The 12104-nt window shown below is 46.4% G+C and carries 7 protein-coding genes; 2 read left to right on the forward strand and 5 right to left on the reverse strand.

The genetic code is table 11. From position 1 onward, the window contains the following. The 5 genes from OCV12_RS16990 to OCV12_RS17010 all read right to left on the reverse strand — a co-directional run bounded on the left by OCV12_RS16990 (nt 1) and on the right by OCV12_RS17010 (nt 8332). Nucleotides 1–1008, reverse strand: a complete 1008-nt coding sequence (locus OCV12_RS16990) for a LacI family DNA-binding transcriptional regulator (protein ID WP_017068575.1) — start codon at nt 1006–1008, stop codon at nt 1–3. A 454-nt stretch (nt 1009–1462) separates the two neighbouring features. Further along, nucleotides 1463–3481 (reverse strand): methyl-accepting chemotaxis protein, encoded by a 2019-nt coding sequence (locus OCV12_RS16995; protein ID WP_261886636.1) that lies wholly within the window; start codon nt 3479–3481, stop codon nt 1463–1465. A gap of 198 nt (nt 3482–3679) precedes the next feature. Next, nucleotides 3680–4969 carry a carbohydrate porin gene (locus OCV12_RS17000; RefSeq protein WP_261886637.1) on the reverse strand — a complete coding sequence of 430 codons (1290 nt, stop codon included), beginning with the start codon at nt 4967–4969 and terminating at the stop codon, nt 3680–3682. A 373-nt stretch (nt 4970–5342) separates the two neighbouring features. Then, nucleotides 5343–7403, reverse strand: coding sequence for a prolyl oligopeptidase family serine peptidase (locus OCV12_RS17005; RefSeq protein ID WP_261886638.1), 2061 nt, complete (start codon nt 7401–7403; stop codon nt 5343–5345). A gap of 11 nt (nt 7404–7414) precedes the next feature. Continuing rightward, on the reverse strand, nt 7415–8332 hold the full coding sequence (locus tag OCV12_RS17010) for a LysR family transcriptional regulator (RefSeq protein ID WP_210448767.1): 918 nt from the start codon (nt 8330–8332) through the stop codon (nt 7415–7417). A gap of 234 nt (nt 8333–8566) precedes the next feature. On the opposite strand from OCV12_RS17010, the gene OCV12_RS17015 reads away from it, so the two are divergent. Beyond that, nucleotides 8567–10261, forward strand: a complete 1695-nt coding sequence (locus OCV12_RS17015; protein WP_239848137.1) for an L-lactate permease — start codon at nt 8567–8569, stop codon at nt 10259–10261. A gap of 294 nt (nt 10262–10555) precedes the next feature. Further along, complete coding sequence (gene lldD, locus OCV12_RS17020) at nt 10556–11695, forward strand: FMN-dependent L-lactate dehydrogenase LldD (protein ID WP_261886639.1); 1140 nt, start codon at nt 10556–10558, stop codon at nt 11693–11695. Nucleotides 11696–12104 lie beyond the last annotated feature (409 nt).

Below are 12104 nucleotides of genomic sequence, written 5' to 3' on the forward strand. Positions count from 1 at the left end.
TTATAGGGTAACGAGTAAATCCGATACCGAGTTTCTAGTGACCAACGTCGGCAGCAATTTAAAGTTCACGTCATGTTTGATTTTTTTTAGCTTTTGTAGAGTGAGCTGCACTGCTTCGATGCTCATCTCTTCAATGGGGAAATTAATGGTGGTCAAACTAGGGGTCAGATAACGCGCGAAGATGGTGTTATCGAAGCCGACAAGAGAAACGTCTCTCGGAACAGACAGTCCCTCTTTATGCAAAACTTCGAATGCGCCAAATGCCATGTGATCGTTTGAAGCAAATACCGCCGTAAAGTGGCATTTTCTGTTGATCAACTTCTTCATAGCGCTGATGCCAGTCTCTTCAGTAAATCCCGCCTCAGAGACTAAGGCTTCATCGTATGGCACACCGGCTTCTTCCAGTGCCTTGCGATAACCCTGCAAACGCCCCCTAGCGTCCGCTTTATCTAAAGGCCCGGTAATACACGCGATATCTGTATGTCCCTTTTGCAAAAGATATTGAGTAGCGAGTAGCCCCCCGACTTCGTTATCAATATCAATGCAACTCATCGCCATTTCTGGGATGAAGCGGTTAATCAAAACCACAGGGGTCCCCTGTTCTTCCAATTCAATTAAATAGTCATCACTGAGCAGTTGAGTATGAAGAATCAAAGCATCGACACGACGCCCCAACAGAAACTCCACAGACTCGCGCTGCCCTTGTTCGGTGTTCGAACCCGCTGTAACCACAGCGTGGTAACCGAAGCGGCGTAGGTTTTCCTCTATACAATGCAAGATGCCTGAATAGAAAGATCCGCCCAGCTCTGGAACAACAACACCCACACTTCCGGTACGACTTGAAGCCAAAGCCTGAGCGATAGAGTTCGGGCGATAACCCAATTCTTTGATCGCTTTTTCAACCTTTAACTTCTTGTCATGACTCACTCTACTCGTGCCATTAATAACCCTAGACACCGTCGCTTGAGACACACCTGCATGTTCTGATACGTGTTTAATTGTTGCCACTCGAACCTCGATACTTCATTAGCTTGTAACCGCTTACAAAACGATTATTAAGAAATTACGTTTTAGTTGAAGTGAGTGTCATCACACTAAACTTGGAGGTAAAAAGGCTGGATTTGGAAATCTTGAAAGCGCTTACAGATTCACTTCACGCCATGAAACTGTTTCATGAGATTCTTGCTCACCTTATCAAAATGGCGCTCGGTTACTTACTCCCAGAGTGCTAACAAGCATGCTTAAACTCCGTTATTCAAGAAGCACAGTTCGGAGATGAACCCGCAGCAGACGGTAATATACGGGGCGAAATTGACCCTATTATTTCAGTGGCTATGCAAAATTGTATGGGAACATTTCATAAGCACTTCGAATTCGCTTTTCAGAAACCGAAACCTAAAACAACAACGCCCAGCAAAGGCTGGGCGTGAAACTGTGGAAGGGTTTGGGTTTAGAGTCTCCTCTAAACCTTGTTTTCTGATTGCTCGGCGAGCTTAAACTCTTGAGTTAGTGAGAATTGCTGCTGCGACATGATTTCAAGCTGCTGCCCATGGGAGAACAGAACCTGAGATCGTTGAGAGTTATCTTCTGCCAAGGTGTGTATTTGGCTGATGTTTTGTGTAACTTGAGAGGCGACCACTTGATGTTCCGTGGTCGCGGTCGCGATTTGATGACTCCTCTGCTCGACCTCATTGAGCAGATCAGAGACCGTCGATATTGAGTAATTCACTTCGCCCGTTTGCTCAACACATTGAACCATCCCCACCACACATTGATTGATTTGTTCCACCGCCAGTTTAGAACTAGTTTGCAACTGTTCAATCTTGTTGTGTATCTCTTGCGTCGAGGCATTGGTTTTGGCTGCTAACACGCGAACTTCATCGGCCACCACGGAGAAACCGCGTCCTTGTTCTCCTGCTCGCGCCGCTTCAATGGCTGCATTCAATGCCAACAAATTTGTCTGTTCAGAGATCCCAGATATCACATCCAAAATCGAGCCAATGCTGGCACTTTCGCTTTCAAGCTGGCCAATGGTCGCTGTTGATTCTGCCAACTTACGTTCTAAACTGCCCATCAACTCGACGCTTTTATCCATCGTCTTCTGGCCATCACTGGAACTGGACACCGCTTCGGTCACAAGCGTTAGCGTTTGATTCGCGGCTTGAGTTATTTCCGTCACCGAACACTCGATCTGTTCCATGGCTGTTGCCACCATCACCGTCTGATTGGTTTGGTCTTGCATCGCCTCGCTCAATGAACGGCTCGTGCTTTGGTTCTCTAAAGACGCCTCTTTTAAGCGCGTCGACGATTGACGCATGTTCTCAATCATTTGAGTCAGGTGACTGATCACTAAATTGACCTTGTCGCTCACTGAACCGAACTCATTATTGGCTTGATACTGCACCATCGCGCTCAAGTCTTTATTGGCAACTTGGTCTAGTGCACTTTGCAGCAGCTTGCTTGGTTTGCGAATCCCTTTGGCAATATTCAACCCGATCAACAGAGCAATAAGTACGGAAGTAAGTGCAATAACGCCCTGCATCACAAGGGCTTGCTGTGAAGAGTTCATCGATTCGTGATACAAGCGCGTCGCTGTGTCTTCAGCGTACATTGAGAGCTCATCAAAGTGGCTTAACTGCTGATCAATTAGCTGTTCAATTTCCTGCTTTTGGCGGGAGATAGACTCATCGAGTTTAACGGTTTCTTTATGGGTAGCGACTGAACCATTATCTGAAAACGCATGTGAAGAGAGCAGTGATAAAGACTGTTTACTGCGGCGCAGCAAAGATGAGTCTAGGTTATCTAAATCTGCTACCGCTTGTTCGAATCGCTCTTTTCGACTTTGCAGGCGACGCTCTACCCCACGAACCTCCGAAGATGTTTGCAGTGAAAACGCCTCGTTGGCTTCCGCCGCAATCAAACTCAATTGCACCAGTAAAGCCTCTATCGCCTTTTGTGTCTGTTCTGAATCTGCACTCGCGAGTTGATTCACCAAGGTATTATTAAGCTGTCCTACCACAGATTGAAACTGCGCTTGTCCCATCGAACCGAGATCTTTGCTATCCAAATACTCAACGTAAAGTTCCAATACCCGCTCTATCTGATCGATAGTCGACATGCCGGTTTGAGTGATGTTGTTAAGCATGGCTTCCATTTGTGAACCAGCCTCACCCTTGCCTTCGAACCAGTTCAATTGCTGCTGATATTGTTCGATGTTGTTTAAGACGGTTTGTTTCAGTGGCTCGAGTTCATCAATATAATTGGCGGATAAGTAGGGAGTGGTGCCGCGATTAATGTCCAAGAATCGAATCGTCAGCGCAGAGGATTGAAGCATTAATGGGGTGGCTTGCTGGGTGATATTTTCGATTCGAGTCGTTATGTCTTTATTGCTACTGATGCTTAACCATGCAGAACCCAGCATGATCACAATCAGTACGAAGAAACCTAAATATACTCGAGACACGATGGAAGAAAGTCTCATAGTGAATCCTTGATCTAGTGGCGAAAAAAAGGGCACAAAGAATGTGCCCAAGAATGGAGTTATATAACGTGCCCTAATCAATCTGCCTTTAGGGCTAAAATGGACAGTATTACGTGCTCTTAACAAGCATGGATATTCGAAAGCACAGCTCCTTGAAAATATGCCGAATTCAAAGAGCTGAGCGTTCTATATCGGTGATTACCACCAAGCTTCAAACATTGCGCCGAACGACAATGTATCAACATTCGTTGTCTTCACTGTGTTGCCTTTAGTTTCTACATCACCCACAGTTGTGTAGAAGCGAAGCATTGGACGGCTCCAAGGTAAGCCACCTAGAGAAACGTTTTGAGACAGCGTGACTTTCCACGCGTTCTCTTCACCATCGTCATCGTAATCAACCATGCCGTAGCCAGCTTCTAACCATGTAGAGTGAACATCATTCCATTGATACTGTGGACGAACGATACCAGCGTATTCCGTGTTCTCACGGTCTAGATCAGAACCAGAGTTGTCTTTATACGACACTAAGTAATCGATGATGAATTGCTCAGATGCTGCGTAGCTACCTTCCAAACTTGCGTAGAAGGTTTGGTAATCACCTTTCAGCTCAAATACAGATGAGTCTGCACCGTCACCATACTTAACAACCAACTTGTTAGACTCACCCAAACCTAAGGTTGCACCTACTAGGTATGCCGTTTCATCGCTGACTTTTGGATCACCCGCTACGTCAGAGTCTGCTTCATCTGAAGCAAAACCATAGTTCGCATATAGGTCTAGTTGGCCGATACCCGCGTTAATTGAATGAAGCTTAGAAGTAATTGCGTATCGACCGTTGTCGTTCACTAGGCCGCCTTTCACTTGGCCAACAAAGCCCATGTCTAGCTTGGCACCGCCAAAATCTAGGTTGTTAAAACCAGCGCCTTGACCATCGTGAGACATCCAGAAGTAATCGTTCAAACCTTGTTGCGGACGTTGATGGAAGTCACGACCAGCCCACATGTACAGCTCAGGCTGGCTTTCAAATACATTGGTTACACCAGCGTACATTTTTTTCATGCTCAGGCCACCGTCGTCAGCCCACGAGTCAGCTTCCCAGTGGTCAGCCATGAATACGATGTCCCAGATAGCGCCGTTGTCAGCTTGGAAGAGCTTAGCTAACTGAACTTCACCACCGTTAGCTTCGTTACCCAAACGACCAACAGAACGGCCTGTTGTACCGATGTCTACGTAACGCTCATCACCACTTTTGTAGTGAGCGCCGTAACGAGCGTAACCAGAGAAGACGATGCCGTCTGGTACATTCGTTTCTGCCGTTAGAACCGCTTGTTGTTGATCATCAACATACTTGATGTCACCAACTTGAGATTCTAACTCTAAGATTCGTTGTTCTAGAGCAGCAAGATCCGTTTCTGCAGCAAAAGAAGAGAGTGAAGCAAGCGAAGCCGCCACTGCGACCGTTATTGGCAAAAGCTTAAATTTTTGCATTGTAATTCCCTATTATTTTTTTGAGTTTTCATCGAACAGGGAAATATTAAGCAATGAAAGCGTTGAAAAGTTAGCCGCTGTTCACATTGATAAATTAGCTTGAGAGCCATGAAACTTTTAGAAAATTCATGGCCAAAAGTATTAATTAAAGATCAGTAATTTAGATTGAATAATGCGTAAAATATCAGCTTGAAATCGCTTTCATTTCATCAATAATGGCGGGGTCTATCACGGAAAAGTGTGTATGAAAATGAAGGAAATATGGTGCAGTTTTGATTGATTTTCACATATATGAAAAGCCTCAAAATCTAAGGTCGATTTTGAGGCTTTTTGGTCTGAGTCAAACACCCAATTATCTAGAATCAAGTATTATCTAAAACGAATCTAGAGATTCAATGCCCATATTGAACAGCGTAAATGCATAGATATCGGCAGTGAGATCGATCGCTTTACTCAGCGGCATTCCCGCACCGTGACCCGCATTAACATCAATACGAATCATCACAGGCGCACCACCTTCATGCTTATCTTGCAGCTCTGCAATGAACTTATAAGAATGGGCAGGTACCACACGGTCGTCATGATCGGCGGTCGTGACCAAAGTTGCTGGGTAGTCGACACCGCGCACAACGTTATGAACCGGAGAGTAACCAAGCAGGTATTCGAACATCTCTTTGTTTTGCGCGGAGGTACCATAGTCGTACGCCCAACCTTCGCCAGACGTAAAGGTATGGTAACGCAGCATATCTAACACCCCAACAGCTGGCAAAGCCACTTGGAATAACTCGGGCCTTTGAGTCATACAGGCGCCTACAAGCAAGCCACCATTAGAGCCACCACGAATCGCCAACTTGTCGCTACTGGTGTAGTTTTCTGAGATTAGGAATTCTGCTGCAGCGATAAAGTCATCAAATACATTCTGCTTTTGCTGCTGAGTACCCGCTTTGTGCCACGCCTTGCCATATTCACCACCACCACGCAAATTAGGCACCGCATACACACCACCTAATTCCAACCAACTGCCCACCGTCCCCGAGAAAGACGGGGTTAGGCTGACATTAAAGCCGCCATAGGCGTACAACATGGTTGGGTTATTGCCGTCCAGTTTTAGTCCCTTCTTATAAGAGATAAGCATCGGAACCTGAGTGCCATCTTTCGAGGTATAAAAGACCTGTTTAGACTCAAACTTATCCGATTCAAACGGTGACTCAGAGCGCTGATAGACTTCTGATCTGCCAGATTCAACATCAAAAGAGAAAATAGTAGGCGGCGTAACATAGTTGGTGAAGGTGTAATAAAGCTGAGTTTGCTCTTTTTTACCACCTAATCCACTGGCCGTTCCCAGACCGGGTAAATGGATCTCACGAACTCGGTTACCTTGGTAATCGAGCTGCTCAATTTTCGACACCACATCCACCATGTAGTGCGCAAACAAATATCCGCCGCCAGTACTGATGTCTAACGGCTGTGGCTTTTCTGAAATGATATCTAGCCACTGGTGAGTGCCAGTATCAAAGCTCACAACCTTACCGTTTGGTGCATCCAGATTGGTGTATAGAATGAAGGTCTCATCTTGATTGTCGATGAGATAAGTGTCGCTATCCACATGATCAATCAGTATGTTCAACAATTGCTCATGTGAGTTTAAGTCGATATAAAACAGTCTGTTACCCGACGTCGATTCTTTGCCAAGAATAATTAGGTAACGATCGTCTTCGGTGGTGTAGCCGGACACATAGCGGTGCTGCTCGTCGTTGTTCGCACCGAAGATCACCTTGTCGCTCGCTTGCTCTGTACCCAACTCATGGAAGTACAGCTTGTGTTGCTCAGTACGAGCAGAAAGCTCACTGCCATCTGGTTTGTCGTAGCTGGAGTAATAAAAGCCACGATTGCCTAACCAAGAAATACCAGTAAATTTGGCGTCAGTGATTTCCGTTTCGAGCTGTTGCTTAGTCTCGGTATCAATCACGAAGATCTTGCGCCAGTCACTACCACCCTCAGAAATACTGTACGCCACCAAGCTGTAATCTTTCGAAAATGACACCGAACCCAGTGATGTAGTGCCATCTTCCGAGAAAGTATTCGGATCTAGGAATACTTCAACCTGCGAGCCTTCTTTCTCACGATAGAGAATGCTGTGGTTCTGCAGGCCATCATTCTTATAGAAATAGGTATAGTCACCCCGCACAAACGGCTGCGAGCTCTTTTTGTAGTCTTGCGCTTTTGCTAAACGCTCTCGCAGTTCCGCGCGATACGGGATTTGAGCGAGGTAATCGAACGTGACTTCATTTTGGCTCGCCACCCACTCCGCAGTTTGGTCACTTCTGTCGTCTTCTAGCCAACGATATGGGTCTTCGATTATCTGACCAAAATAGTCATCGCTGACGATCTGCTTATTGGTGATTGGATATTGATACTCTTTTAAATAGCTCATCGTGATCCTTATTAAAAATAATGTGAAATCGTCAGATAACGAGTTCTGATGTGTTCAATCAATAACTTAATCTTGTTGGGCGGCTGGCGCGTAAAAGGGTACACCGCATAAATACCGAGCTTCTTGCCCACTAAGTCAGGGAAGATATCCACCAGCTGACCATTGCGAATGTCGTGATAAACCAGACAACGCGGCACATACGCCACGCCATGTCCACCCAATGCGGCTTTTCTTAGCGCCGTCGCGTTGTCGGTCGAGAAAGAACCCGAGACACGCACAATGTATTTGTCGTTGTCGGTACAGCCATCTTTACTGTGCAGGAACTGCCATTCGCTGGCACCCGTTGTTTGATAGGCGTATTGCAAGCAATTGTGCTGCACTAAATCTTTAGGCAGCATCGGCTTACCGTTTTTAGCAATATAAGATGGCGACGCACACACCACCCATTGCGAATCCAATATATGACGAGCAATCAAGCTTGAGTCTTCCAGATAACCCGTACGAATCACCAAGTCGAGGCCATCCTCAACCAAATCGACAAAGCGATTGTTCAGAGACATATCGACCGTTAAACCTGGGTGCATATTACAAAACTCCGCAACGGCGTCTGCGAGTATCAAATCTCCGGAGATAGTAGGCACTGACATTTTGATATGACCACTGACATTTTCACCAAAGCCTGAAACTGAGTCCATAGCCTCTTGAGCCGCCTGCTTCACATTTTTGGCGCTGTGTAACATTGCCTTGCCTGCTTCGGTCAGGGTCAATTTACGCGTAGTTCGATATAATAATTGCACGCCAATTTCTTCCTCTAGGCGTGCAATTCTCTTACTAACTACCGAATTTGTAAGGTTATTTTGTTCTGCCACCTTACTAAAACTACCCAGTTCAACTACCTGTGAAAACAGGATCAAATCGTCTGCTCGCATCTGATTATGCCAATTTTGGAATTAATTATTTTCATTATTTCCCTATATCAATAAAAAATAAAGGGGTAAATTCACGCCAAATTAACAAAACAATTACAAAAACAGTCATTCCAATTACAAGAGTCGCCCAAATAAGGTGCCCGTTTAGAGGCCAAAGCGACTCAAATGACGACAAACCATAACGTGATCTTTACTTCAAACATGAACGTTTGAAAACAGTACGAGGAAGTACCCATGAGTGAAACTCTACTAGCTTTATTGGCCTTTTCGCCAATAGTTGTTGCAGCGATTCTACTGGTTGGCCTTAACTGGCCAGCAAAAAAAGCGATGCCAGTGGCATTTGCACTAACCGTTGCTATTGCCCTATTTGCTTGGGATATGTCTAGCACTCGCGTGTTGGCTTCTGTATTCCAAGGTTTCGGCATTACCGTGTCGGTTCTCTGGATTGTGTTCGGCGCCATCTTCTTATTAAACACTTTGAAGCACACCGGAGCTATCACCACTATTCGTAACGGCTTCACGGATATATCCGCTGACCGTCGCGTTCAGGCAATCATCATTGCTTGGTGTTTTGGTTCATTCATTGAGGGCGCATCTGGCTTCGGTACACCTGCAGCTATTGCCGCTCCGCTACTGGTTGCTATCGGTTTCCCAGCACTTGCTGCGGTACTGATGGGCATGATGATCCAATCTACGCCAGTATCATTCGGCGCGGTTGGCACTCCAATTATCGTAGGTGTGAACAAAGGTTTGGACACGCACAACATCGGTGAAAGCCTGATTGCTCACGGCTCTACTTGGGATGCTTACTTACAACAAATTACGTCAAGTGTTGCACTAATTCATGCCTCTGTGGGTGTGATGATGCCTGTACTGATGGCAATGATGCTGACTCGCTTCTTCGGTAAGAACAAAAGCTGGACTGAAGGTTTAGACATCCTACCGTTTGCGTTATTCGCTGGTGCAGCTTTCACAATTCCTTACGCACTGACTGGTGTTTTCCTAGGCGCTGAGTTTCCATCACTGATTGGTGGTCTGGTTGGCCTAGCGATTGTGGTTACTGCAGCAAAACGTGGTTTCCTAGTACCTAAATCAAAATGGGATTTCGAAAGCGAAGACAAGTGGCCAGCTGAATGGCTAGGTTCTTTGAAAATTGACCTTGATGACAACAATCAAGGCCATAAGAAGATGAGCATGGCGATGGCATGGGCACCATACGTACTGCTGGCTGTGACTTTGGTTGCGAGCCGCGTGAGCCCTGAGTTTAAAGGTCTCTTGAAGAGCGTTAGCCTTTCATTCAGCAACATCCTTGGTGAGACAGGCGTAAGCACAGCGATTCAACCTCTGTATCTACCAGGCGGCATCTTAGTCTTCGTCGCGTTGGTTGCGGTTCTCATGCAATCTCGTAGTGCTACGCCACTGGCTAAAGCCTTTGGTGAATCAAGTAAAACGCTGATTGGTGCCGGCTTTGTGTTGGTGTTCACCATCCCGATGGTACGTATCTTCATTAACTCTGGCGTGAACGGTGCAGATTTAGCAAGTATGCCAGTAACCACTGCAAACTTCGCAGCTGACCTAGTTGGCAGCGCATTCCCAGCCTTAAGTGCAACAGTAGGTGCGTTAGGTGCCTTCATTGCAGGTTCGAACACAGTATCAAACATGATGTTCAGCCAATTCCAGTTCGAAGTAGCGCAGACTCTGACTATCTCTAGTGCGGTTGTCGTTGCCCTACAAGCCGTTGGTGCAGCAGCAGGTAACATGATTGCGATTCACAACGTGGTAGCCGCATCAGCAACCGTTGGCTTGCTAGGACGCGAAGGTGCAACCCTACGTAAGACAATCATTCCGACGTTCTATTACTTGGTAATGACAGGCATCATCGGCCTAGTGGTTATCTACGGATTCAAAATGACAGACGCACTTATGTAAGCCATAAGTCGTTCCAAAAGCACTTGGCGTTAATACTCAATTCCCCGACAGCGACACCGTCTAATAAGACAGTTGATGAGTTCCGGGATGGATACTAGAGCACATCAACACCCTCGGGTATTAACGCCATTTTCCCGCTTTGCAGTTACACAGCTTATTTGCTTCATAGATTCGTTGCTTCAAAGCTTAGTTGTTTCAAAGCTTAAGAAAGACAAAACACAGACTCTCAGAATTAAAGCAGCCAAACCAAGCTCTCATAGAAGGGCAACATCCCAAGAATTTAGGACTGAAATTATGATCATATCCGCATCGACTGATTACCGCGCCGCAGCAAAAGCGAAATTACCACCGTTCCTTTTCCACTACATTGATGGTGGTTCTTACGGAGAACATACCCTACGCCGCAACACGGCTGACCTAGCTGAGATTGCGCTAAAGCAGCGCGTACTCAACGACATGTCAGATCTGAATTTGGAAACCGAGTTGTTTGGCGAGAAGCTAGCTATGCCAATCGCACTGGCTCCTGTGGGTTTAACAGGCATGTACGCGCGACGTGGTGAAGTGCAAGCAGCAAAAGCCGCAGACAACAAAGGCATCCCTTTTACGATGTCGACGGTGTCGGTGTGCCCGATTGAAGAAGTCGCGCCTAAGATTGAGCGCCCAATGTGGTTCCAGCTTTACGTGCTCAAAGATCGCGGCTTCATGAAGAACGTGCTTGAACGCGCAAAAGCAGCAGGCGTGACCACCTTAGTCTTCACGGTTGATATGCCCGTGCCCGGCGCTCGCTACCGTGACATGCATTCCGGAATGAGTGGCCCAAACGCCGCTGTTCGTCGTGTATTCCAATCGATGCGTCATCCTAGTTGGGCGGTGGATGTTGGCTTGTTAGGTAAACCACACGACCTAGGCAACATCTCTACTTATCGTGGTTCTCCAACCAAACTGGAAGACTACATCGGTTGGTTGGGCGATAACTTCGACCCATCAATTTCATGGAAAGACCTAGAGTGGATCCGTGATTTCTGGGACGGCCCTATGGTCATCAAAGGCATTCTTGATGAAGAAGATGCAAAAGATGCCGTGAAATTTGGCGCAGACGGCATTGTGGTTTCAAACCACGGCGGCCGTCAGCTTGATGGTGTTCTATCAAGTGCTAAAGCATTACCTGCGATTGCAGACGCGGTAAAAGGCGACACCAAGATTCTTGTCGACTCAGGCATTCGCACTGGCTTGGATGTAGTTCGAATGATGGCATTGGGCGCAGATTGCACCTTGCTTGGCCGATCTTTCGTTTACGCATTAGCAGCGCAAGGACAAGCAGGTGTTGAAAACCTACTCGACCTTTACGACAAAGAGATGCGCGTTGCGATGACACTAACCGGCGCAAAGACAATCAAAGACTTAACTCGTGAATCTTTGGTGGGGCTAGATTAAATCTCCATGACTCAGATTCAGACTCATGCTTTGGTCTACCTAGACTGAAGTTCAATCGGTGTCACAGCAATTCCACTGCCGTTGTGACACCGTTTAAGCACTGGAAAATAAAATAAAAAGCTAGGGCGTGTTGATCTTTCGAGCTGATTTTTGCAGCGAGTTGCTGGGTATTTATACAAGGCAGAGGCGTCGATGTGTAGCTAGCCTACATGAGAAGCCGATAACGTAGTAGAAATGGCCAGCAAACGCTGCCCGAAGGGTTCGACTAAAAGTCGTTTTACTCTTTGTTGAGGGGGATTTGCTTAGAGTGACTAGGCTACTTCCCCCTCGCCGCGATTAAAACGCTTTTATCTCGAACAAAATTTAACCACGAAAGGTCAACACGCCCTAACCAGTGCCAAATAGAAGC

Source organism: Vibrio pomeroyi (genome assembly GCF_024347595.1).
In the GTDB taxonomy this organism is placed as follows: domain Bacteria; phylum Pseudomonadota; class Gammaproteobacteria; order Enterobacterales; family Vibrionaceae; genus Vibrio; species Vibrio pomeroyi.

What these genes read in the sequence shown, in the direction of transcription:
- OCV12_RS17000 (WP_261886637.1), bottom strand. Translation starts at nt 4,969, where the DNA reads ATGCAAAAATTTAAGCTTTTGCCAATAACGGTCGCAGTGGCGGCTTCG.
- OCV12_RS17005 (WP_261886638.1), bottom strand. Translation starts at nt 7,403, where the DNA reads ATGAGCTATTTAAAAGAGTATCAATATCCAATCACCAATAAGCAGATC.
- OCV12_RS17010 (WP_210448767.1), bottom strand. Translation starts at nt 8,332, where the DNA reads ATGCGAGCAGACGATTTGATCCTGTTTTCACAGGTAGTTGAACTGGGT.
- lldD (WP_261886639.1), top strand. Translation starts at nt 10,556, where the DNA reads ATGATCATATCCGCATCGACTGATTACCGCGCCGCAGCAAAAGCGAAA.
- OCV12_RS17015 (WP_239848137.1), top strand. Translation starts at nt 8,567, where the DNA reads ATGAGTGAAACTCTACTAGCTTTATTGGCCTTTTCGCCAATAGTTGTT.
- OCV12_RS16995 (WP_261886636.1), bottom strand. Translation starts at nt 3,481, where the DNA reads ATGAGACTTTCTTCCATCGTGTCTCGAGTATATTTAGGTTTCTTCGTA.